This window comes from Paenibacillus sp. MDMC362, from assembly GCF_003269305.1.
In the GTDB taxonomy this organism is placed as follows: Bacteria; Bacillota; Bacilli; order Paenibacillales; family Paenibacillaceae; genus Paenibacillus_AQ.
Genome location: NZ_QLYT01000022.1, coordinates 24,760 through 47,637, shown reverse-complemented (window position 1 = coordinate 47,637; position 22,878 = coordinate 24,760). Strand labels below are relative to the sequence as shown.

The window sequence follows — 22,878 nt, the reverse complement described above, 5'->3', positions numbered from 1 at the left end:
TAACCAACGATAGTATCACTACTGCAATAAACATATTAAAGGATACAGTGTCGCCGCCTGTTCCCAATTCATCTGCAAGGTAACCTATTTGAAAGGTCAGATGAGCGGATACTGCCAAACTAGTAAGGGTAATTATTGCGATTGTAAAACCATTGATTACTTTATGGCGATTCCGAAAAATCATGATGAACAATGTGATCATCAGAATGAGGATAAACAGAGTATATATGGGTCTAAAATGAGTAACTATAGTTGTACTTTCCATCCAAATAACTCCTCCCTGTATTTATAGATTGAGTTCTCAATATTAACTTAAATAAGATGGATGAACCCTTTTTGAGAATTATATCCCATCATAATCCAGGAAAGTTATAAATTTCAACCAAAGAAAACTCCCCCTGAATCGGGTCAACTGTCAGGAGCGGTGGGTGTGCAGCGTCGGCAGGTGTGGTAAAATGGGAAGAAGACCGTTTAAGTGTGAGTTCAAAGAGGGACTTTTTGAACATCCTCATTAAGTGAAGGTATGAGGTGAACAGGACAATGCAGGGAACCATTCTGGTGGTGGATGACGAACAACCCATCGCCGATATTTTAAAGTTTAACTTGGAAAAAGAGGGCTATGAGGTCATCTGCGCTTTTGACGGCATTAGCGCGGTGGAGATTGCGCTTACGAAGCGGCCGGATTTAATGCTGCTTGATTTGATGCTGCCCGGAAAAGACGGAATGGATGTGTGCCGCGAGGTACGTGCCGCGAACCTGCAGATCCCGATCATCATGCTGACGGCAAAGGACGGGGAGATTGACAAGGTGCTTGGACTGGAGCTTGGCGCGGATGATTACGTGACGAAGCCGTTCAGCACCAGAGAAATATTGGCACGCGTGAAGGCGCATCTGCGCCGTCAGCAAAAGCCGGACAACTCAGCGGGTAACACAGGCGGCACAAGTGCAGGCGGACAAGGCCTGCGGCTGTTTGAGCTGTTCATTGATACCGATATGTACATGGTATATAAAAGCGGGGAAGCGCTCGATTTGACGCACCGCGAATACGAATTGGTATATTATTTGGCCCGTAATGCCGGTAAAGTGATGACTCGTGAACATTTGCTGCAGGCGGTATGGGGTTTTGAATACTTTGGCGATGTGCGGACCGTGGATGTTACCATTCGCCGACTTCGCGAGAAGATTGAAGAGAATCCGAGCAAGCCGGAATATATCCTGACTCGGCGCGGACTAGGCTACCTGATGCGCAGCGCTAAAAATGGAGGCCTGTAATGAAGTGGCTGTCCTTCTTCCGCACCATTCAGGCGAAGGTCATCATTATTTATGTCCTTCTCATACTGATCGCGATGCAGCTGATCGGGGTGTATTTTGTTAGTGCGATGAAGAACTCGCTGACCAGCAATTTCACGAAGGATTTGCAGGAACGCGCAGAGCTGATGTCGGTTCTGGCGGCCAAGACCCTTGGAGGCGAGAATGTTACGGAGGAGGACCCGTATGAGAGCCTGCGCGTCATGGTGAACAATCTGTTCAATCTGAACGGAGCCGAGATTCAGGTACTGGATTCCACCGGACGGGTACTGACGACCTCGCTGCCCTCCCATGCCGATTACGTGAACACGAAGAACACGCAGACCGTTGTCAGCCGGGCATTGCAGGGTATACAGGATAATGAAGAGTATATCATCGATGATGATAACATCCGCAAAAAAGTGGTGGCCAAGCCCGTCATGTACAACGAGAAAATCGTTGGCGCGATTTATATCGTAGCCAGCATGAGTGAGCTGTACGGCACGATGCAGCGGATCAACAATATTTTTATATCGGGCATTCTCTTGGCCCTTGGCTTGACGGCGGTGCTTGGCGTCATCCTGTCGCATACGATTACCCATCCGATCAAGGAGCTGACCAAGCATGCCCGGGCCGTCGCGGACGGCCGGTTTACCGAGAAAACGCCGGTGTTCGGCAGCGATGAGATCGGCCAGCTCAGCCAGGCGTTCAACTATATGACCAGTCGTCTGCGCGAAGCCCTTTCACAGAACGAAGAAGAGAAAGAGAAGCTTGCTTCGATTTTGACCAATATGAGCGACGGTGTTATCGCAACCGATGAAGCGGGACGCGTGATTCTAATGAACCGGCGCGCAAGTGAAATGCTGGGCGTGGAGGGGGAAGAGCTGGCAGGACAAGATATTGTATCCCTGCTGGGTCTTGAGGAGTCCGAATCGGAGGCGCTGGCGCGCAGCGAAGGCCATGATTCCAAGCTGCTGGAGATTGTGCCGCGCGAGGGCAGTGAACCGTTCATGATGCGTGTGACCTTTACTCCGATTCACCGTCGGGAAATCGGCATCACCGGTACGATTGCAGTGCTGCAAGACGTTACCGAGCAGGAAAAGCTGGAAGCATCACGGCGAGAGTTCGTGGCGAATGTATCCCATGAGCTACGCACACCGCTGACCACCATCAAGAGTTATACCGAGGCGCTCGAGGATGGGGCGCTGGAGGATAAACAGATGGGGCCGCGATTTGTCGGCGTCATTCAGAATGAGACCGGACGGATGATCCGGCTGGTAACGGACCTGCTGCATCTGTCACGGCTTGATTCCAAGGAGGCTGCCCTGCATAAGGAACCAACGGACATTGTGGAGATGCTGGAGGACGTAGAGGATCGTTTCTCTTTTCAAATGAAGCAAAAGCGTATCCGTACCATTATTGAGGTGAAACCGGGCGTATCGACAGCTATGCTGGACCGGGATGGCATTGATCAGGTTCTCGATAACCTGATATCCAATGCCCTTAAATATACGCCAGACGGAGGCACTATCACCATGGATGCAAGCATAACGGAGGATGGCATGCTGTCCTTATCGGTAAAGGATACCGGGATCGGCATTCCGAAGAAGGATCTGGACCGGATCTTCGAGCGCTTCTACCGGGTGGATAAGGCCCGAACGCGCAATTTAGGCGGGACAGGCCTCGGATTATCCATTGCCCGGGAAATTGTCAGGGCACATGGAGGTTTTATTACGCTTCAATCCGAGCTGGAGAAAGGCACCACGGTGACCTTCACCTTGCCCCTGGATAACGAGGGGAGGGCATTAACGTGAAGGAGCGATTAAAGACCATTCTGTTGGTTGTGCTGGTCGTGGGTAGTTTGCTGCAGAGTTACGTTTTGATTTTCCGCTTTCCGGGCAGTGATTCGGTTGTGCAATCCAAGAACGCCTATATCCGAACCGAGGAAATGGGCCCGGAGGAAAAGGCCGAGAATCTGCTCTTCCCCGACAAGATGATCATTCATCTGGGCGAAGACCAACATACGGTGTTCTATCCGAACGATACATTCTACAATCTCGTATATAACAGGCTTAAAGGACGGACCTTTGATAATTTCCAGCGGCGGATGGTCAGCAACATTGACTGGGCCAAGGTTCGCTCCGAGAATCGGGGCATTGAGCTGAGCTTTGATTCGGGCATTCCGGTTACGCTGCTCCAAAGAGTGATGCAGATCGTCCCGGACACCCTGTTTGAAGGGGAAAGCATCAATAAAATATGGCTGTACAGCGTGGAAGGCGAAGCGAAGATCCATGTCATGTTTTTCAGCACGGAGGGCGATGTGGTCTATGAAGCCGCCCAGGCGGATTTGACCGTCCAGGATGTGGATCAGCTGGTGGACTTCGGGCTGAGCTGGACGCCGTATAAGATGGTGGATGGCCGGTATTATACCCCGGCGAAGGAACTGAATATGGTCAGCATTGAACTGCCCATTGGCGAATATACGGTAGAGCAGATGCAGCGCAGCCTGTTCTTTGACCCTAGCATCACGCGCAACATCCGGGAAAAAGACGGCTCCGAGATTTATACGGACAGTAAGCGGAGCCTGCAGGTGGATCAGGGGCAAAAATGGATCAGTTATACCGATCCGGCTGCGCCGCCATCCGGTGAGAGCAGCCCCGGTAAGGATGTGCTGTCGGCTATCGATTTCGTGAATCAGCACGGGGGCTGGAATGGCACGTACAGGCTGGCTAAGGCGGGGGAATCCGAGGATCGTACGCTGGTGAAATTCCAGCAGTACTATGGCGGATTCCCGATCCTGGATACACCGGGCTTCCAGTATGGCGTCATGGAATTGGATCTACAGCAGGGAACGGTAACCTCGTATGAGCGCTCGCTGTTATATCTTGAGTCTGCTGCCTTGAAGAAACAGATGGTGAAGCTGACAGGGGGCGAGGCCCTGGAAGCGAAGCTGAAGCCATATATTGAGGGGGAAAATATGGTTATAGGTCTGGATCCTGCCTATTTACCGGTCCTAACGGGAGAAGGACTGCTGCTAAAGCCAGTATGGGCCTTGGAGCTCCAGAACGGGTCAGTTATCACACTCGAATAATGATAGAGATCGTTATTGAATCATAAGGAGGGAACATCATGGATTGGGGCCGTGCCAAAAATGTATTGATTTACGCGTTTTTGCTGCTGAATCTGGTGCTGGGCTATCAGCTCTGGATGGATTACCGCGAGCAGGTCGGCTCCAATCTGGATTTCACCTCGCTTTCCGAGAGCACGCAACAGGTGATTGAGGAGAATAGGATTCAATTGCTGAGTCCGATTCCGACGGAAACGCCGCAGCTGCCCAAGATTAATTATATCTACAGCGCGGAAGCGCAGGGAGGGCCGGTAGGGCTGGAGCAGCCGATTGATACGGAGCTGATTTATGCCGATGAGAAGGAATTGCGGAATGCACTTGAGGGCAAGATCAAGGATCTCGGCAATTATCGCCATGATCCGCAGTCGGATAAAGAGAATATTATCGTCTTTCGGCCGCTAGTGCAGAAGGAGTGGCCGCTGTTCAATGTGGAGCTGGAGTTCATTTACGAATCCCAGAAGATCCATGCGTACCGGGAGCCGGTGTTTGAGATTATGCCAACCGACGATATGGAGGAACAAAAGGTTCTGCCCGCATCCAAGGCTTTGGAAACGCTCATTGAACGTAACTTCATCCCGCCCGATTCGGCGGTAAGGGACATTCAGCTGGGCTATTACGGACAGTTGTTTAATACGGAGGATCAGTTAGCAGCGCCAACCTGGCGGTTTACATTGGATCATGGCGAGATGATCTATGTACAAGGCATCAGCGGGGACGTGCTGACGCCAAAAAGCGATACGACAAAGGAGTAACAAGACTATGGGGATTTCATTTTCCGTGCTGTCGAGCGGCTCAACGGGCAATGCGACCATTGTCCGCAATGAGGATACGACACTGTTGATTGATGCGGGCTTAAGTGCACGGCGCATCGATGAGTTGTTGAAAGAACGAGAAATGATGGGGGAAGAAATCGACGGGATCCTGGTCACGCATGAGCATTCGGATCATATCCGTGGGCTTGGCGCGGTGGCGCGCAAATACAATCTGCCGATCTACGCGAATGAGAAAACATGGGAAGCGATGAGCAAGTCGCTGGGCAAGATTGCGGAAGAGAACCGGATTGTGCTGGAGAGTCATGAGGTCAAGGATTTTGGCACACTGCGGGTGGAGCCTTTTGAAATATCCCATGACGCTGCGGCACCGGTCGGTTATTGCTTCTATGACGGCGACGAGAAGCTGGGCGTTGCCACGGACCTCGGTTATGTCAGCGATAAGGTGAAGAAAGCGCTGGATGGATCGGATGTCCTGGTGCTGGAAGCCAATCACGATATCGAGATGCTTCGGATGGGACGCTATCCGTGGAATACCAAACGCCGGATTCTCGGCGATATGGGGCATTTGTCGAATAATTCGGCAGGCGATGCCTTAAGCGAGCTGCTGACGGGGGATACCAAACGAACGTATCTGGCCCATCTCAGCCTGGATCACAACATGATGGAGCTGGCGAGAATGACCGTCCGCGATACGATGGAGGACCGAGGCTGCTTCTTCAAGGATAGCGAGTTTAAATTGTGTGATACGTATTATGACCGCCCGACCCCTTGGGATAAGGTGGGCGAATAGGCATATGGTCGGCAGCCATCCAAGGCATGCCCCGGACATACACCGTACGCACAGGGAGTTTAGATAACGACATTCTTACCAATGAAGTATTCCTTTTTGAGCCATTTTATATTAGTTATCATTATATAGGCATAACTAAAACAGCCCCACGATCATAGGGAACTATGACGTGGGGCTGTTTTGCTGTTTAAGGGATACTGAGTTCCGAGAAGAGGCTCGTTCTAACGCTTGCTGAGACTCTCTTGTGCCATACGCACCATCTCCCGGACCATGGAACCGCCAATCGCACCGCCGACTTTACCGGCCTGCTCGGTGGTCAGGTCTCTGTTGTCGCCCGGTTTAAGGGGAACACCGAGTGACTTGGCCACCTCATATTTGACGTCCTGCTGTCTCAGCGAGTCCACTTGATAGCCTTCGTTCCGCATGACGTCGGTCATGAACTGCTGCATTTCGGGACTCCGGCGCCGTCTTGATCTTCTTGCCATCCCATAACCCTCCTTGCAGTATGGTTTCCCCTTCATAACATTCCCTGCGGGTCACCTGCAGATGAATGGATAACCTAACCAGCTCAAATATGAGGGAGAGCTGAAGAGAATGGAAACGGGGGCATTTGAGTAGTAGAACCGGGATAGACCGATCTTGTCTGTAGGTGTGAAGCGTAAGGAGCTGGAAGTATTTTTTTAATGGGTGACCTAGGAAGAATAAGTTGCGGGGAATCCAAATAGGAATGATGTGTGGGTCGCCGGAGATCCTCCGGCTTGCGGTTCAAACGCGATTCGAATTCGTCATGGAAGACTGACGGCATTGCCATTTTCTTTACACAATTGTCGGGTAGTATGTTAAGGGGGAATGCGCGAATGAGGGTGGCAGGCAGTTGGGAATAGCAGATATGCCGGAAGAGAGGAATTTGGATCATTAGAGAAAATCCCTTCATAGTGGAACCGTTTGGTCGGCTGTTACGTATACAAGGTTAATATGTTCATCCGGGCTATTCGTTGTTATGGATTGAAGAATATGTCGTTGTACCGACTCATTAAATTGCCATCAATTTGGCATTTGTTTTTATCAAAGAAAGCTGACGTGAACCTCTGTTCGTGTGGTACAATAGGAACACTAGAAGGTCTGAATGCTTCTGTTGAGCACTTGCATCGAACAAGGCACCAGGCATTTTGTATAATGAAAATAAGGATGGCCCAAGTTTTCCCATATTTTTTTAGAAAAAACAGATGTTTCGCGCTTAAGTCGCCCTGTTTGTGGTAATAGAAGAATACAGGGTTTTTTTTGAACTGTTGTGTGGGAATACATACCTTTTATGGAATTAGATTTCGGGCAATGGATTGAAATATTCTTGGTAGAGCGATATTTCGATAAAAGTTCAAATAGAATGCTTAAAAATGCAACTTTTTGGGCCGCTGAATAGTCTTTACAGTAGAGAGATATTTAACAGGTGGCACGCTGCCGATTTCATAGGAAGCTAGATACACTCGGTACAGGGCAGGTTGTTATGACGACAAGATGATTTCATAGGTCAGTCGGTAATGGCGGAGGGTCTGAAGCTGGTAATAGTATCTTGACGCGTAGCAACCAAGGGGAGAGAGGGATCGCAATGGGATTATTTGACGATGATTTCTATTCAACTAAAATTTCCAGACGGAGCAAAAATACCAGCGAGGACCGACCTGAGCGAACGAAGTGGCGGACGACCCGCCGTAAAAAGGGTTTATCCACATTCCAGATTTCCGCAATCAGTTCTGTGTGCAGTGCTCTGATCGCGGTGATGCTGTTCAGCTTCATAACAGGCCATCCTGCGACCTCTTCACCGGTTACCTTGATTAATGGCAGCCATCAGCTGTCCAAGTCCGATGGGGATCCCTATGAACGGATTGTTAGCGTTGCTCAGAAGGTGCGACCGGTTGTTGTCAGTGTGCTGACACATAAAGAGACCGCAATGCCTGGAGAGGAAGGCCTTGAGGGAGAAGGGTTGGAAGAGGATTTCGGTACCCTGCCAGAGGAAGAAGGGGATTTTGAGCTTCCGGAGGGATTCGACTTCGGTGAGGATTTTGATTTCGGAGATGATTTCGGCGGCTCACAGGAAGACACCTTGGGCTCTGGCGTTATTTTCAAGAAACTCGAGGGCAAAGCCTTTGTGATTACGAATAACCATGTGGTTGATGGTGCCGTTTCCCTGGAGGTTGTGCTGGTAGGCGGCGAGAAGAAGAAGGCCACCTTGGTCGGCGCGGACAAAGTTAGTGATATTGCCGTTCTGTCGATTGACAGTAAAGGTATCGGAGAGGTTGCAGAGTTTGGGGATTCCTCCAAGCTACGCCTCGGCGAAACCGTCATCGCCATCGGCAACCCGCTGGGCTTGGGTGACACGCTCACATCCGGGATTGTCAGCTACACGAACCGCGTGATACCGGTATCCCTGAACCAGGATGGCATCTATGATTGGGAGCAGGAGGTCATTCAGACCGACGCCGCCATTAACGAGGGGAATAGCGGGGGCGCCCTAGTGGATTTGAACGGTAAAGTTATCGGCATCAACACGATGAAAATCGCGGATACCGGCGTAGAAGGGCTTGGGTTTGCGATTCCGGTCAATGAAATTACGGAGATTGTAACCGAGCTGATGCTGAAGGGGCATATTGCACGCCCTTATCTCGGCGTATATACCGTGGACTTGGGTAATCCGTATGCTCCGCTGAGCAAGAAAGAGAAAGAGGACCTCAAGCTGCCGAAGACGGTAACCGAAGGCGTGGTCGTGCTGGATGCGCTTGGACCTGCGCTGGATGCGGGTCTGCAGCTGAATGACGTGATCGTCAAGCTGGATGGCAAGCCGATTACGACGACGCTGGAGCTGCGCAAGCACCTTTACTATAACACGAAGGTAGGAAAAGACCTGGACGTGACCTTCTATCGTGACGGCAAGCTGCAGTCGCTGAAGGTGAAGCTGGAAGAAAAGCCTGGAGAATAAGGCAGGCTCGATCGGCTGACGTGGTTGGCTGAATCACTGCGGTTTTTTTTAGGGTGAACGTGCTTGTCCATTATTTAGTGCAGCATTTCCTGGGTATATATTACGGTTAGCGTTGAATAGTATCCAATATAGAGAGATTTGAAAAAGGTTAGATACGAGCCGTGAAACGGCCGCGAAGAAGAGCGTGGATTACGCTCTTTTTTTGCTGTCCGCATTGAAATGATGGCGGGTCATAAGGACTATTGATGTGAAATCCATGGATAGACAGGAAGCTTTTGTGGATTGAGATCCGGCCGGGATGAGCAAATGGGTTAAAAACATTTCTTTTTCTCGTAGAGTGTGGTAGAACAGAAGAGTGGCTATACTGGTTTGAAGATAAACACAACATGAGGCGAAAGATAGAAAGGATGCATAGAATGTACGTCGTATGCAAGGAACATGTGGAACTAGCGATCGAAAATTTCGTGGATGAATATGAGGATGCCCCGGATATTGTTGATCTGAAGGAGACCGAGTTTTCGGACTGGGACCCACCGGTGAAGTGCGCGGAGTGCGAGAAGCATGCTGAGTTTTTAGTTGTGTAACGTGAATATGTTAATTAAATAAATAATGCGAATGAGAAAGCGTGATGATTTCACGCTTTTTTTGTTAGACTTTCTTGGGGCGCGGCTTCGTTCATCAACAGCCTTTTCATGGAGTGGGCGAAGAGGTAAATAATAAGTACGGCCTAACATTCCGATCATTGTCTCTGGAATGAGCAACCGGCTTCGTTGTACAGACCTTCATAGTGTATGATGGATGTATAGATTACAACGAGGCGCGATAACCTATCGTGAATGGAGCCGATCAGTAATGGGTGACTACAGAAGATCATGGGAAGACGAGATCAGCCGGGCAGCTGATGCGGCCTATGAGAAGGAAATGGATGAAATCAACCGTCAGCTGAAGCAGGAAATTCTCATCGCTTTGATTGGTGATGTAAACACAGGCAAGTCCTCCACCATGAACCGGATCGTGGGTGAAGAGGTCGCTGGCGTCGGGGCAGAGCCTGGGGAAACGACGGAAATTAAACCGCATAAGTACAAGGAGCATATTTACTTCATGGATACACCCGGGTTGAATGATGTGAACACCGCGAACTCGGAGATAACCTTGAAATACTATAAACAAGCGGATATCGTTCTATTCTTCCTGAACGCTGCGGGCACTGTCTTCTCCGAGGCGGAGAAGAAGTCCTTCGAGATGATTCAGGCCGTGAACACGAACATCTTGATCGTGCTGAACAAAATTGATGCCGCAGATGAAATCGACCGTCTGGTGGCGCGGATCAAGAAGGAGACCGGAGGGCGCTATGAGGTTGCGCCGGTGTCCTCACGGACGGGTGAGAATATCGACCGGCTGCGGAGCAGCATTCTGGAGATCCTTAAAAAAAGTCTAAAGACATTCTCTTTGCCAAAAGTATCAAGGAGAAGTCGGCTACTGCCAATGGATGGATCATCGGAGCCTCGATCTCGGCAGGAGCGGTAGGCGCATCACCTATTCCGGGATCGGATATTATTCCGATTACCGGCATTCAGGTGAGTTTGCTCACCAGGCTTGCGGTGCTGTACAATAGGCCGATCAGCAAGGAGACGGCGAAGGAACTGGTCATCGCTACGATATTCGGGAATATCGGCAAGAGCATTTTCCGGCAGATCGTGAAGGTTTTCCCTGGAGCGGGATCGGTTGCCGGAGCGACGGTAGCGGGCGCCACCACCCTGGCGCTGGGATATGCGGTCAAATACGCTTACGAGCACAATATCGAGATCAATACGGCGAATATTACGAAGCTCTATAAGAAGTTTAGGGATAAGGCGGAGACGGAATCGGAATCCAAGCCCGAGTGAGCGTGGAGAATCATATCATATGCCAGCACGGATGGCGAATGGAATAGAAAAAGGGGCCTTGGGGCCCCTGATCATAGCTGCGTTATTGCAGCGACTTTATCATGATTTACTTGATGGCAGCCGCGTAATCGGCTTTTGCCTGCTCCAGCATCGATTTCCAATCCGGGAAATCGGTTTCTCTTGAAACATGACGGTCAAACAGTTCATCCGGAATGTTATCGATATCTTCGTGCGTTTCCACTTGAAAGTTACCTTTTACGACAAAATCCCCAAAACTGCTGTGGGATGAATGTTTACGCATAAACGATTCATTGAACAGCTTATCCAGAGAGATGTTATCCGGATCCTCCTGTACCGATTTTTGGCCTTGTAATTCCTTCAACAGATCTTCAAACGACATGGGCTTTTGCTTTCTCAGAGTACCACTCCTATAACTAATATTTGTGTTCAGTATAACATAACCGGATTTCTCATATACATAGTCAGCTCCGGAAGGCTTGACGCACTGTTATCGTCTTAATAACGAAGACCAGGTTTGCTCCAGCCAGTGATCAAAATCAGCGCCTTTGTCACCTTCGTACGTGTCGTAGATGTCGACCCTCATTTTTTTTAATTTCTCTTTGAAGTCTTCATACGTGTGGTCACGGGGAAGGCTTTTTTTGATGCGGAGCAGCACCTTCGAAACGTCCTTCATCAGCTCGCCTTTGGGTCTTTCCGGCATCTGCACGTCCTCTCCAAAGGCCAGAAGTTTACGATAGGCTGCCTCTCTCACTTGATAAACCGCATCCGTATTCAGTCTATGCAGCAAAATATCAATGGATTTCTGATTTTTCCAATTTCCCAACGCTTCCACCGCATCTAACCGTTCTCTCCAATTGGCGTTTCGGTTGGCGGAGCTTTTGAGCCCCTCATAATTTTCGGGCATATCCGTTATCAATTCTTGATTGTCCAATCCGTTCATCTCCTTCAATATGTTGTATCAGGTCAATCTGTACCATATGTTCATTATGGGGTACCTTTATGATTCTCGGCATCCGATGTAGCGTCTGCCTGCTTGGCCCCTTTACTGGTATAAGGTTTGGGTTTACTCTTCGCTCTTCTCGCACTTGCATCCCAGCGGCTCCAGCCCTTCTTGCCCGTGCCTCTGCCTGTTCCGCCCTTGCCCTTGGATTTACTCAATCAATCACTCCGTTACGGTAAATTCTTGTCCCTATATGCTGATTGTTTACCAGCACTGTTGAAATATACACTGTATTGGGCCATATGTATAGGATACCACGGAAACCAGCATAAGAATCGAAATATAAGAGCAAGAATTCCGGTATTGGTGTAGGCATGTCGTTCGGTTGACTAATTTTTCCCAGCGTGGTATCTTATTTTTGAACTGACCAGTCAGAACAAGAACGATGAACTGAACTATAGATGTGAAAGGGTCGATCCAACTGTGAGCAAAGATAAAATTATCCAAGCAGCCATTGAAGTATTCTCCGAGAACGGATATCACCGCGCAAGCATGGACGAGATTGCCGCCCGCGCACAGGTCGCCAAGGGGACACTGTACTATAACTTCCCGGGTAAATCCCAGCTCTTCAAAACGGTGGTGAAGCAGGGTTTCGAAGATATCATGCAGCGGACGGAGGCAGACCTGAATTCCTCCCTGCCGATGAAGGAGAAGATGGAGCGCACCATTCGCCATCATCTGGATCTGTTTCTCGAATCCCGCCATTTCTCGCACATCGTATTTAATGAGATCTCGAACGGCATCGAGCAAGATGTCCTCGATGAGTTAAAGGAGCTGAAAAGGAATTATTTAAGCTTTCTGGCAAGGATGATTGAGGAAGGTCAGTGTGAGGAGAACCTGTGTCGTGCCGTTGATCCCGACCTGGCCGCTGCCAGCATTGTCGGTACGCTGGAGAGTACCTGCAATTATTATCTGAATCATCAAGACCGCTATTCGCGGGAGGATCTGGAGCGGTTTGCCTTCACGATGATTACCCAAGGCCTGTTTATATCGCTAGAATAAGCAAGGCCTTCTTTTTTACATGCATTTAACTGACCAGTCAGTTCAAATTTTGCGATGGAAAGCGAAGGTGTTAAGCATGGAATGGAATAAGAACGGTTTACTCCCGCTGGAATGGTTCCGCCAGATGAGAACGGAATCTCCGGTGACGACGATGGATGGCAATGGAGCATGGAATGTCTTTAAATACGAGGATGTTAAATCCGTCTTCACGAATTACGAAGTGTTCTCTTCCCAAGGGGGCTCTTCTTCCGATGATCCCATTGAATCCAGTGTTCTTCGGCAGGACCCGCCCAAGCACCGTCAGCTGCGCAAGCTGGTATCCCATGCTTTTACGCCTCGCATGATCGAATCGCTTGCCCCCAAGATCCAGGAGATTACGACATCCCTGCTGGATGAAGCGGAGAAGAGGGGGAAGATGGATATCGTGGCCGATCTCGCAAGCCCGCTGCCGATCACGGTGATCGCGGAGATGCTCGGCGTATCGATGGAAGATCGGGAACGATTCAAGGCCTGGTCGGACGCGTTGGTGGGCGACAATGGGGAGGCTTACTATCAGTGTCAGCGGGAGATGAGCGAATACTTCTCGAAGATCGCCGAGGACCGCCGACGCCATCCGCAGGAGGATCTAATCACGAAGCTGGTGGAGGCGCGTATCGACAATGAACACCTAACCGAACTGGAGATTATCGGGTTCTGTATTCTCCTTCTCGTAGCGGGTAATGAAACGACAACCAATCTGATCTCATCGGCCGTGCTTGCCTTCGACAGTCTGCCTGAGGTCCGTGCAGAGGTGCTTGGAGACCCAGCGCTGCTTCCAGGGGCAATCGAAGAAGTCTTCCGTTACTTCTCGCCTGTTCAAGTGATGTTCCGCAGCGTGAAGCAGGACACGGTGCTGCGGGGGCAGGAGCTGAAGCAAGGGCAGTACGTTTATATCTGGATGGCCTCGGCCAACCATGACGAGGATGTGTTCGATCAGCCGGATGTATTTAACATCCACCGCAACCCCAACCCGCATCTGGGCCTGGGAAGCGGCATCCATTACTGCATGGGCTCCCAGCTGGCCCGTATGGAGTCCCGGATTGCCCTTCAGACTTTGCTGGATCGTTATCCCGAATATCGCCGTGATCGCTCCGTAGAACTGGCACGGATGAATAGCACGATGATGTTCGCGCTGAAAGAGCTGCCGATCATTTTAAAATAGATAGGAAGAGAAGAGCCACTCTTAGGGAGAGTGGTTTTTTTTCGCTAATTGATGTTAGTTGGACAAACTCGGTCGAACAAGCTTAGAAGTAAACGAGTTGGTGATTCTCAATACTCTAAGGCGCTGCTGGATTGATTTTGTATTGAAAAGGAAATGAGGGAGCTTGCTGTAGGAAGGCGGGGCAGGGTCTGTGTATGTCCTTTAATTGGCCGCGGTACAATGTTAGAATGAACGACATAACAGCAGAGTTTAAGGAGCGAAAATACGCCATGAATATACAGATGGTATGCGTAGGCAAGTTGAAGGAGAAGTATCTGGTGCAGGGCATTGCCGAATACAGTAAGCGTCTTGCGCCTTACGTGCGCCTGTCCGTGCACGAGGTGCCGGATGAGAAAGCGCCGGAGAACATGAGCGAAGCGGAAATGCGTCAAGTGCAGGAGAAGGAGGGCGTGGGCATTCTCAGCCATATCAAGCCAGACACCCATGTCATCGCCCTGGCAATCGGCGGCCAGCTGTGGTCCAGCGAGGACCTGGCGGCCCATATGGACAAGCTGGGCACGTACGGGACCAGCAACGTCGCCTTTGTCATCGGCGGCTCCAACGGCCTCTCTGAGGACGTGCTGAAGCGCGCCCAGACAAAACTTAGCTTCGGGCGGATGACCCTGCCGCACCAGCTGATGCGGCTGGTGCTGGTGGAGCAGATTTACCGTGCGGTGAAGATTAATCGGGGGGAACCGTATCATAAATAAGGGCAAGTTTTAATATGCTCCCCTTTAAGTAGATAGGATTAATAAATAAACCGACTACTTCAGAGGAGCATATCAGTTGCCGTAGATGTCGAAAGCTTTGGTATCCTTTAAAATTGTTTTACCACATCATCTGAATCAGTGGAGTAAGCCAGCTCTTTCTGTGCTTCCAGAGCGGCCAGTCTGTGTCCAGCAGGGCTGCCCGGATTTGCTCATAGGCATCACTGCCCAACGCCATACGTATCGGACCCTCTCCCTGGTCGACACGACGGATAATCTGCTGCGCCATTTTATCCGGATCGCCGACAACCATTTGATTGAACATGCTCATATCTGTACCAGGCAGTTCTCCCTTCATCAGGCTAACGAATTGGCCCGCCTCCGTATCCCGGTATTCGTCCATCCGCTCGCCGAATACGGCGTTGCTTGTAATGAAATTCGTTCGGATTCCGCCGGGCTCCACCATAGTGGTCTTAATATTGAACGGAGCCACTTCCTTAGCTAGCGCTTCAAAGGCTCCTTCGACCGCCCATTTCGAAGAGCAATACAGCCCCATACCCGGAATAGAATAATGACCCGCCATACTCGAAATCTGTACCATGTGACCGCCGCCCTGCTTACGGAAAAAGGGCAGGACTGCACGCACCACACGTAGGGAGCCAAGCACATTGGTCATAAACTGATGCTCAATTTGCCTGTCGCTTGCTTCTTCCACTGCGCCATACAAGCCATAGGCTGCATTATTGACAAACACATCGATGTGCCCAGTTCTAAAAATGCACGTTCCACCACTTCAGCAATTTGCTGAGAGTTTGTCAGATCTAAATTAGCCTGCCAAAGTTGTGAGCCATACTGTGACTGCAGATCATCCAGCCCCCCGGCTTGCGTACCGTTGCAGCTACACGGTCCCCCTATCAAGCAACCGGCGAGTTATACGTGAAGCCAAGCCTCCTGACGCTCCTGTAATGAACCATGTTTGCAAACTAAATACCCTCCAATCGTTGTCTTCCTCTGAATCATACAAACAACTGGAGGGTGCTAGCCACAGCACGTCTATTCTGTTAACAGGAGTAACAGTCTATGGTAGCTGCCTGTCCTGCTCAAGTAAACGCAATAATCTCTCCTCCGTGCCTGAACCGGGCACCGGAACAAAGAAACACCAGTGCAGTCCCGGGTCATTATCGATTACAGCCGCGGAATGGAGCTCGAACTCCATCTCCTGTGCGTCAGGAACACGGAATAAAGCAGTGGCTACGCGTTTTTGTTTGATTTCATATAGCTCCCAGAAATGTACGAACTCCACGCTTTCCCGCGTCAAGCGTTCAAACCGTTCCATATATAACGGGTTGTTCTTGTAAAGATCGAAGCCTGATTTTCTGCAGAACTCCCGTATCCGGCCCACCGTTATTTGGCACTGTGACGACGCTCGCCACATCTACATTGGCCAGATCGAATAGATGCTTCTGCTCGTCTTCGTCAAGCTGAAGCGCTTTGCTGATACTTAGCAGCACTTCCGGCGAAGGATTAACCTCCTTGCCTTGCTCCAGCCAGGCATAGTAAGTCACGCTTATATTGGCAAGATAAGAAACTTCTTCTCTTCGAAGTCCCGGAGTGCGTCTTCGTCCAGGCAGCGGCTGAATCCCGGCCTCTGAAGGCTGCAACCGTTCTCTGCGTGATTTAAGGAAGTCACCTAATGCGGATGAGGAACGATTCATTTTCAAGTGGGTCACCTCTATTTAATCATATGGAAGATACATATCGCTATTAACCAAATAGACCAAAAGCACTCTATACATGATTATTATAGCCGGCTTCGTACGTTACAAGTGGAAAACAAGGTTTTCCTAGTGCTTTATACTCGTAAATATTCTTTTTCTTTTTCATCATTTCAGGATCGATGATGTTACTAAGTATTATTTTTGATGCTGCTGTCACAAAATGAGCTGCATTGGTGTATTAAGTGTGTAGGCAGGAGGGGGTATGACTTTTGGATAGAGACTACAGAGAGTATGAATCAAGCTCAGGAGAAATTGAGATGCTGGTTGAAAGGACTAAACTTGGGGATAAGGAAGCTTTCGCTTCAATTATTAAAAACTTTGAAAAACCAATGTATATCTATTGTTACCATATGCTCAAAAGCAAGGAAGAAGCCGAGGACGCTCTACAAGAAATATTTATTAGAGTGTATGAACAGATACATAAGTATCGTCCAAATATGAGTTTCTCGGCATGGCTGTACAAAATTGCCTACAATTACAGTCTGAATCAAATCAGGAGCAGAAAAAGGTGGTTTCGTTTTATAGATCGTTATAAATACGATCAGCCTGAAACCCCGACTCAGCAAATAGACAGTCAAACGACACTGAAGGATTATCTAAATTTACTGACTGCCGAAGAGAGACATATATTAGTTCTCCGGGCAATTCATCGATATCACTTTAACGAGATTAGTGAAATCATGAATATGAAGCCAGCAACCGTGCGCAAAAAGTATGAACGCCTTCGCAAAAAACTGCAGACGAAGGAAGTTAGTGAAGGAGGAACAGTGAATGCGTCGATCACCAAATCCATCTAAAACCGTAAGTATTCATCAGGTGGAGCAAATGATTCGGGATACGGAGACGCCAGAGTACAGCATGAGTCAAAAGATTGTAGAAAAGCTTGAATCCAAAAGCGTGTCAAGACAAAAGCCATTCTTCACAAGAAGAGTGGGCGTTATCGCAGCGGCATTGGTTGCTTTTTGTGTGTCTCTAACTCCTGTCATGGCTCAAGCCATAGAGCGGCTATCTTTGCTTGAATATATTAATCCGTTTGCCAAAGAAATGAAAAGTAGTCCAAATGAGAAGGTGGATACCATTTATTCACGAGATTTGGATGGAAATAAGAAATTTCATACGGGGATGATTCCCTTTGAGGACATTGAGGACCAGGAGTTTAAAAGCCAGCTGCAAAAGGTTTGGGATGAGATTTTCCCTCAAGGAGAAGGAATTAATGATGTGATTATGTACGAATATAAACCGAACACATTTCACATAGAGGCGCGAAACGAAAATAATTCCATCGAATTTGACCAAGGTAAATGGTATTATGCGCAGCAAACGATTGAAGAGGAGCAGGTTCCAGATGCAACAAAGGATGCAGCGGACCAAGCTTTTCATATAGTTGGGGATTTTAAAGAGAGTGAACGGTCAGTAAGTCAAATGATCTTAAGACCCAATCAAAATCCGGTATATAAGTTCGTGTATCATACACACAAGGGTTCTATCCTCATTGATGTACAAAAAAATACGAATCAGATCACAAGGGTTGTAGCTTTTCCGCTATCGGATCAACTTAATCAATTGGATGATAAAAATAATTATCATGACTTAGTTGAGAAAACAAAAGCAATTGAGCTGGACAAGATTCATGAGGAAGCAGTGAAACAAGCTAAGGCATGGATGAATTTGGATTTGGCTGTTTATAACGTATCCAAACTTGAATCACGGTTTGATACATTAACGTTCACAAAAGAGGGTTCTCCAGACGTGACTGCGTTGTTCACCTCTAAAGGAACGATCTATTCTATTAAAATTGAGCTAAAGCAGTTATCTGAAAAAGGTACGGACTAATCAGAAGGTGCAGGGATTAGGCTGAATTAAATGGCACAAGCTGTACTGCCTGGCAGGTTGAAGGTGCTGCTCTGCCCGTTTAAGGCAGAGAGAGGGGGTGATGACTACTGGTCTTCTATAGATTTATTTCAACGTGACTGAAGCATTCCATTAAAAAGCTGTGGGTAATAAATTATAAAGGAGCTTATTAGTATGAACAAAAAAAATATTTTTTCTATCATCGGAGCAGCCTTGTTATCAGGAAGTCTGCTTGGATATGATACACCGATTCAAGCTAATTCGCATAACAACGAGAATGTATACATTAAGCAAGATGCTAAATCTGAGCAAACGCTTATGCAAAAGGCCCAGGATAAGCTTAAAGAATTGACAGGAAATACGTATACGTTGATTCAAGGAACTGCTGCAAAAGAATCTATCCATTTAAAAAGAGAGAACTTCAAGGACGATATCATCGCCTATAAAGCTAACGGAAAGCTCGAAACCATCAGTATTAAAATCAATTATGAAGATTTAAACGGTGGGAAATATCAAACCAAATTGAAGGAATCGTGGGAAGCTTTGTTCCCAGGGGAAGCACCAAAGTATGTGAGTATCTCAGAGTCAAACTACAGTGTGGGTACGATCTCATCGAATGCCAAGCAAAATAAACAAGTTTATATGACAGAGAAGGAGCAGGCTCATGGTGTGAATTATGCTCCTGATGATGCCCCGGTAAGCGTGGAGAAGAAGGCTGCTCAGGCATTATCCAAGCTTACCAATGGAAAGGTCAAGCAGGGGGCTAAGTTGGATCGTGTGTTTGTCCGTGATGGCAAACCGAATGTGTATCAATATAAGTATAAATCCAAAACGATGAATGCGAGCTTTGCCATTGAAGAAAAAACGCTGGAACTGCTTCAAGCAGGCGTATATCAGAGTAATGGTAAAAGCATAGATAATTACAAAGAATTCCAAAAGAATGAAAAAGAAAAAGATGCAAAGATCAAGAAGCTGACATTGGATACATTAATGAAGAATGCAGTGAAAGACGCAAAAACGATGCTAAATCTGGATTTGAAAGGATATAAGGGAGCAAGAGGGACAAATGCATGGGACAAGGATCAAATGACGTTCACCAAAAAAGGGGCTCCCACAGTCATTGCCACAGTGGATGCAGACGGATCGTTTAACGAATTTATAGTAGAGAAGTATGGTCAGCATCTCAGTTTCGGCGGAAACACGATCGTAGGGCCTGCAAATGAGGGACCAAAATTATTAATCAACTAATTCTAAATGTGGAAATCTTGATGTTTTTGAAATCGGCACAAAAACTTGAAGCAGGCGAGCAGATGTCATAAGTAAGGAAAGTTTTTTGGCGATCAATAATGGATGCTTTTTTGTTAATAAAGAATGCATCCATTATTGAAGCCAATTTGCGTCATGACAATGTAGATTGGCTGATCAGGGCCTGCGTCATGGTAGTAGCTATTTAAACAAGCGGTTATTCAACGGTGTTTTTCGTTGCCTCATACATATTTTCTGTGTATTTGTCGATTTCGTCTCGTGACATGCGCAAGCGGGCCACAGAAGAACCATATCCAATTTCCATTTTTCCTTTTGCTATTTCGTTGAAGATTCCATCCGCGAAGGCGTCTAGTGGTTCACCATGCGTATGCAATCCCGCACCGCCTAAATCTGTATTTACTGCAGGAGGAGCGACTTCGATAACTTCGACAGACGTATCGGACAGCTGATGCCTTAGACTCATCGTAAACGAATGAAGTGCCGCTTTCGTTGCTGAATAGATCGGAGCCATCGCAAATGGTGTAAAAGCTAATCCAGATGTTACGTTAATAATGGTCGCCGATTCTTTTTTTGCAAAAAACGGAGCAAACAGCATAGAGAGATGGAGCGGTGCTTCAAGGTTCGTTATGATTTCTTTGTTGTAATAGCTCCAATTGTTTGTCGTATCTGCTTTCAATACGTTAAAACGTTGTTGGATCCCTGCATTATTAACTAACACATTTACTTTGGGATAGCTTGCTGTTACCCAGTCAAACAATGCTGCACGCTCGGATTCCTTATTCAAATCGCTTACACGGGTTATCAGGCTTGGAAGTTTTTCTTTCGCATGGCGAAGTGCATCTTCCCGCCGTCCAGTAACGATGACTTTATTTCCAGCCTTTATGAACCTTTCTGCAAAGGCTAATCCGATTCCAGCACTTCCACCTGTAATGAGAATTGTATTCCCTGAAAGATTCATGATCGTTCCTCCTTGATTCGATCTGTATAGCGCTTTATTTTTTCATCAATACCTTGCAAAGAGTCTGTCATTAACGAAATCTCATCCAGCACGTTCTGTTTGTGTTTTGTCATCATTTCAAGTCGGCGTTCGATTGTCGTGTCCCCTTCTTGGATCCAATCCATGTACTGCTTAATTTCCCTTATTGGCATACGAGTATTCTTTAAGCAAATTACAGTTTGAAGGAGCGCCATTTGGACTTCAGAAAATAACCGCCTGCCTGCTTCATCACGCTCAATTCGTGGCAGCAGTCTTTTTTTTCGTAATAACGCAATGTTGATTCTGGAATATTGAATTTGGCTGAAACTTCGCTAATGGAACAATACTTCATTTGAAGGCCTCCAAATCTTACATTTCAATGTCGACAAGAATAGGATACGATTTAAACCATGGTTTAAGTCAACAGTTAGTTTCCATACGTGCATATGCCGTTTCAGACAGCGGTGAACCGGGTTGGTCCTACCTTATATGCCCCAGTACCGGATCTCCTTACATGAAGGCATAATCCTGACTGTTTTGTTTGATACTAACCGAAACATGAAGGATAGGGGTCGATGAAGTGATGAACGAATATCAACCGGGACAGATTGTGTATGTAATCATTCGTAACCCGCATGTTCAGGGTGTCGCAAATGTCCAGGAAGCTGCCGTAGTGAATGATCCTGATTCGCCGGGAAATTATGCGCTATTTATTTATGAGACGTATTACCCATTAAACGATGAGGTTGCGGTGTACCCAACAGCAAGTGAAGCTGAGCACGCCTATAGGGAGGCATTCGGTTTAACTGATATGGGGGCGTATTATGGTTAAGCCATTTGTGCCTCAACTCGTATATGTAGAGCCAAGGGCATTGGATTATCCGTTGGGAAGAGAATTAATATCCAAGTTTGAAACCATGGGCATCGAAATCCGCGAGACGACCTCACATAACCAAATTCGGAACCTGCCTGGAGACAATGATATTCAAAAATATCGAATAGCAAAGTCAACATTAGTTGTCGGGGTTAGGAAAACCTTAAAATTCGATACTTCAAAGCCTTCGGCAGAGTTTGCAATTCCGTTTGCAACAGGGTGCATGGGCCATTGTCATTATTGTTATTTACAAACGACGATGGGAAGTAAGCCGTACATTCGGACTTATGTCAATATTGACGACATCTTTGAAGCTGCGGACCAATATATGAAAGAGCGAGCCCCTGAAATTACAAGGTTTGAAGCATCATGTACATCGGATATCGCGGGTATTGATCACTTAACCCATACGCTCAAGAAGGCTATCGAATATTTTGGTAAGTCTGACTTGGGACAACTACGCTTCGTAACGAAGTTTGCTCATATTGATCATTTACTTGATGCCAAGCATAATGGGCGGACTCGCTTTCGATTTAGTATGAATGACGATTATATTATTAAAAATTTTGAACCGGGTACATCCAGACAGGCAGAGAGGATCGAAGCCGCCAGAAAGGTTGGGGAGGCAGGATATCCACTCGGCCTCATTATTGCCCCTATATATTTGCATGATGGATGGAAAGAGGGCTATAAGGATATGTTCGAGAAATTAGAATCCGCACTTCCCCATTCTTCCACTAGAGATTTGACTTTCGAGCTGATTCAGCATCGCTTTACTAAACCAGCGAAGAATGTCATAGAGAAAAACTATCCGATGACGAAGCTGGAACTTGATGAAACGAAGAGAAAGTGGAAGTGGGGGCGGTATGGGATTGGAAAATACGTGTACTCTGATCAAGAACAGGAGGATATTAAAGATACGCTAGGCAGGTATATCCAGACTTATTTCCCTAATGCGAAAATTGAATATTTTACGTAATAAAACGGATTGAATAAAGATACGCCAAAGAAGAGAGGCACCTGATGGGGTGCCTTTTTTTGATTTCTCTCTATAGATGTTAAAGGGTCACGTTTTACGCTCCGGAAACGAGGTCTTATGCTCCGAGATGAACTGCTCCAGAGAACGCGGTTCTCGCCCGGCTACACGAAATACCGTGTCCGTTACCTGTTCCTCCAACCCTTCGAGGCGAATGCGGACATCCGGTCCGGCCAAGTATTTGGCATAGCTCTCCGGCAAGCCGGCGGCTTTATGCCTCTCAGTGAATTCCTCTGGTGTGATATGGATATGCTTGGCGTTCAGGCCGGTAACGCGGCGGATCACCTCGG

Annotated in this window: 26 protein-coding genes and 1 pseudogene; 16 read left to right on the top strand and 11 right to left on the bottom strand. The window is 47.7% G+C overall.

What is annotated here, in order from left to right:
* The first annotated feature begins 540 nt into the window (after positions 1-540).
* The 5 genes from yycF to DP091_RS11810 are packed head-to-tail and all read left to right on the top strand — an operon-like array spanning position 541 to position 5,977.
* The gene (gene yycF, locus DP091_RS11830) at positions 541-1,272 is read left to right on the top strand and encodes a response regulator YycF (protein ID WP_113058512.1); all 732 of its coding nucleotides are present in this window, start codon (positions 541-543) and stop codon (positions 1,270-1,272) included.
* Positions 1,272-3,101, top strand: coding sequence for a cell wall metabolism sensor histidine kinase WalK (gene walK / locus DP091_RS11825; protein ID WP_113058511.1), 1,830 nt, complete (start codon positions 1,272-1,274; stop codon positions 3,099-3,101). The genes yycF and walK overlap by 1 nt, the downstream gene beginning before the upstream one ends.
* Positions 3,098-4,378 (top strand): YycH family regulatory protein, encoded by a 1,281-nt coding sequence (locus DP091_RS11820; RefSeq protein WP_113058510.1) that lies wholly within the window; start codon positions 3,098-3,100, stop codon positions 4,376-4,378. Before walK ends, DP091_RS11820 begins: the two co-directional genes overlap by 4 nt.
* Positions 4,379-4,416: 38 nt before the next feature.
* A complete protein-coding gene (gene yycI / locus DP091_RS11815; protein WP_071219358.1) occupies positions 4,417-5,166 on the top strand; it encodes a two-component system regulatory protein YycI in 750 nt (249 codons plus the stop codon).
* A gap of 7 nt (positions 5,167-5,173) precedes the next feature.
* Complete coding sequence (locus DP091_RS11810; RefSeq protein WP_071219359.1) at positions 5,174-5,977, top strand: MBL fold metallo-hydrolase; 804 nt, start codon at positions 5,174-5,176, stop codon at positions 5,975-5,977.
* A gap of 221 nt (positions 5,978-6,198) precedes the next feature.
* Here DP091_RS11810 and DP091_RS11805 read toward each other — a convergent pair whose 3' ends face one another.
* The gene (locus DP091_RS11805; protein WP_181469788.1) at positions 6,199-6,462 is read right to left on the bottom strand and encodes an alpha/beta-type small acid-soluble spore protein; all 264 of its coding nucleotides are present in this window, start codon (positions 6,460-6,462) and stop codon (positions 6,199-6,201) included.
* A 1,121-nt stretch (positions 6,463-7,583) separates the two neighbouring features.
* Between DP091_RS11805 and DP091_RS11800 the strand changes: the two genes are divergently transcribed.
* The 3 genes and pseudogenes from DP091_RS11800 to DP091_RS11790 all read left to right on the top strand — a co-directional run bounded on the left by DP091_RS11800 (position 7,584) and on the right by DP091_RS11790 (position 10,837).
* Positions 7,584-8,951, top strand: a complete 1,368-nt coding sequence (locus tag DP091_RS11800; protein WP_113058509.1) for a S1C family serine protease — start codon at positions 7,584-7,586, stop codon at positions 8,949-8,951.
* Between the two features lie 416 nt (positions 8,952-9,367).
* On the top strand, positions 9,368-9,535 hold the full coding sequence (locus tag DP091_RS11795; RefSeq protein WP_006207301.1) for a CxxH/CxxC protein: 168 nt from the start codon (positions 9,368-9,370) through the stop codon (positions 9,533-9,535).
* A 268-nt stretch (positions 9,536-9,803) separates the two neighbouring features.
* Positions 9,804-10,837 (top strand): annotated as a pseudogene (locus DP091_RS11790) (GTPase).
* A 106-nt stretch (positions 10,838-10,943) separates the two neighbouring features.
* Here DP091_RS11790 and DP091_RS11785 read toward each other — a convergent pair.
* The 3 genes from DP091_RS11785 to DP091_RS11775 all read right to left on the bottom strand — a co-directional run bounded on the left by DP091_RS11785 (position 10,944) and on the right by DP091_RS11775 (position 12,016).
* Positions 10,944-11,237, bottom strand: a complete 294-nt coding sequence (locus DP091_RS11785) for a hypothetical protein (RefSeq protein ID WP_113058508.1) — start codon at positions 11,235-11,237, stop codon at positions 10,944-10,946.
* Between the two features lie 108 nt (positions 11,238-11,345).
* Positions 11,346-11,798 carry a HEAT repeat domain-containing protein gene (locus tag DP091_RS11780; RefSeq protein ID WP_181469787.1) on the bottom strand — a complete coding sequence of 151 codons (453 nt, stop codon included), beginning with the start codon at positions 11,796-11,798 and terminating at the stop codon, positions 11,346-11,348.
* A 44-nt stretch (positions 11,799-11,842) separates the two neighbouring features.
* Entirely contained in the window at positions 11,843-12,016 is a 174-nt protein-coding gene (locus DP091_RS11775; RefSeq protein WP_113058506.1) for a DUF3934 family protein, read from the bottom strand.
* A gap of 265 nt (positions 12,017-12,281) precedes the next feature.
* Between DP091_RS11775 and DP091_RS11770 the strand changes: the two genes are divergently transcribed.
* From DP091_RS11770 to rlmH, 3 genes are all read left to right on the top strand, one after another.
* The gene (locus DP091_RS11770) at positions 12,282-12,860 is read left to right on the top strand and encodes a TetR/AcrR family transcriptional regulator (RefSeq protein ID WP_113058505.1); all 579 of its coding nucleotides are present in this window, start codon (positions 12,282-12,284) and stop codon (positions 12,858-12,860) included.
* A gap of 76 nt (positions 12,861-12,936) precedes the next feature.
* Entirely contained in the window at positions 12,937-14,061 is a 1,125-nt protein-coding gene (locus DP091_RS11765; RefSeq protein ID WP_258394494.1) for a cytochrome P450, read from the top strand.
* 269 nt (positions 14,062-14,330) lie between these two features.
* Positions 14,331-14,810 carry a 23S rRNA (pseudouridine(1915)-N(3))-methyltransferase RlmH gene (gene rlmH, locus DP091_RS11760; RefSeq protein ID WP_071219366.1) on the top strand — a complete coding sequence of 160 codons (480 nt, stop codon included), beginning with the start codon at positions 14,331-14,333 and terminating at the stop codon, positions 14,808-14,810.
* 118 nt (positions 14,811-14,928) lie between these two features.
* Here the strand turns inward: rlmH and DP091_RS11755 are convergent, their stop codons facing one another.
* The 3 genes from DP091_RS11755 to DP091_RS31855 all read right to left on the bottom strand — a co-directional run bounded on the left by DP091_RS11755 (position 14,929) and on the right by DP091_RS31855 (position 16,522).
* The gene (locus DP091_RS11755; RefSeq protein WP_306438115.1) at positions 14,929-15,561 is read right to left on the bottom strand and encodes an SDR family NAD(P)-dependent oxidoreductase; all 633 of its coding nucleotides are present in this window, start codon (positions 15,559-15,561) and stop codon (positions 14,929-14,931) included.
* A 324-nt stretch (positions 15,562-15,885) separates the two neighbouring features.
* Positions 15,886-16,143 carry an MmyB family transcriptional regulator gene (locus tag DP091_RS31860; RefSeq protein ID WP_258394493.1) on the bottom strand — a complete coding sequence of 86 codons (258 nt, stop codon included), beginning with the start codon at positions 16,141-16,143 and terminating at the stop codon, positions 15,886-15,888.
* The gene (locus DP091_RS31855; protein ID WP_258394495.1) at positions 16,130-16,522 is read right to left on the bottom strand and encodes a helix-turn-helix domain-containing protein; all 393 of its coding nucleotides are present in this window, start codon (positions 16,520-16,522) and stop codon (positions 16,130-16,132) included. The genes DP091_RS31860 and DP091_RS31855 overlap by 14 nt, the downstream gene beginning before the upstream one ends.
* A 272-nt stretch (positions 16,523-16,794) precedes the next feature.
* Here DP091_RS31855 and DP091_RS11745 point away from each other — a divergent pair, with 272 nt between their 5' ends.
* The 3 genes from DP091_RS11745 (at position 16,795) to DP091_RS11735 (ending at position 19,684) form a co-directional block, all read left to right on the top strand.
* Complete coding sequence (locus DP091_RS11745; protein ID WP_113058503.1) at positions 16,795-17,382, top strand: RNA polymerase sigma factor; 588 nt, start codon at positions 16,795-16,797, stop codon at positions 17,380-17,382.
* Positions 17,357-18,418, top strand: a complete 1,062-nt coding sequence (locus DP091_RS11740) for a hypothetical protein (RefSeq protein WP_113058502.1) — start codon at positions 17,357-17,359, stop codon at positions 18,416-18,418. Before DP091_RS11745 ends, DP091_RS11740 begins: the two co-directional genes overlap by 26 nt.
* A gap of 192 nt (positions 18,419-18,610) precedes the next feature.
* Positions 18,611-19,684 (top strand): hypothetical protein, encoded by a 1,074-nt coding sequence (locus tag DP091_RS11735; RefSeq protein ID WP_113058501.1) that lies wholly within the window; start codon positions 18,611-18,613, stop codon positions 19,682-19,684.
* Positions 19,685-19,898: 214 nt separating this feature from the next.
* Here the strand turns inward: DP091_RS11735 and DP091_RS11730 are convergent, their stop codons facing one another.
* The 3 genes from DP091_RS11730 to DP091_RS31845 are packed head-to-tail and all read right to left on the bottom strand — an operon-like array spanning position 19,899 to position 21,030.
* Positions 19,899-20,660, bottom strand: coding sequence for an SDR family oxidoreductase (locus DP091_RS11730; protein ID WP_113058500.1), 762 nt, complete (start codon positions 20,658-20,660; stop codon positions 19,899-19,901).
* The gene (locus DP091_RS31850) at positions 20,657-20,938 is read right to left on the bottom strand and encodes a MerR family transcriptional regulator (protein WP_373456919.1); all 282 of its coding nucleotides are present in this window, start codon (positions 20,936-20,938) and stop codon (positions 20,657-20,659) included. The genes DP091_RS11730 and DP091_RS31850 overlap by 4 nt, the downstream gene beginning before the upstream one ends.
* Positions 20,872-21,030 carry a MerR family transcriptional regulator gene (locus tag DP091_RS31845; protein WP_258394491.1) on the bottom strand — a complete coding sequence of 53 codons (159 nt, stop codon included), beginning with the start codon at positions 21,028-21,030 and terminating at the stop codon, positions 20,872-20,874. The genes DP091_RS31850 and DP091_RS31845 overlap by 67 nt, the downstream gene beginning before the upstream one ends.
* Positions 21,031-21,261: 231 nt before the next feature.
* Between DP091_RS31845 and DP091_RS11720 the strand changes: the two genes are divergently transcribed.
* Together DP091_RS11720 and splB are read left to right on the top strand one after the other, a co-directional pair.
* Complete coding sequence (locus tag DP091_RS11720) at positions 21,262-21,510, top strand: transcriptional regulator SplA domain-containing protein (RefSeq protein ID WP_113058499.1); 249 nt, start codon at positions 21,262-21,264, stop codon at positions 21,508-21,510.
* Positions 21,503-22,531: a spore photoproduct lyase gene (splB, locus tag DP091_RS11715; RefSeq protein ID WP_113058498.1), complete on the top strand. Its 1,029-nt coding sequence runs from the start codon at positions 21,503-21,505 to the stop codon at positions 22,529-22,531. The genes DP091_RS11720 and splB overlap by 8 nt, the downstream gene beginning before the upstream one ends.
* A gap of 87 nt (positions 22,532-22,618) precedes the next feature.
* Here the strand turns inward: splB and DP091_RS11710 are convergent, their stop codons facing one another.
* Positions 22,619-22,873 carry a Rossmann-fold NAD(P)-binding domain-containing protein gene (locus tag DP091_RS11710; protein ID WP_181469786.1) on the bottom strand — a complete coding sequence of 85 codons (255 nt, stop codon included), beginning with the start codon at positions 22,871-22,873 and terminating at the stop codon, positions 22,619-22,621.
* Between the last annotated feature and the right edge of the window lie 5 nt (positions 22,874-22,878).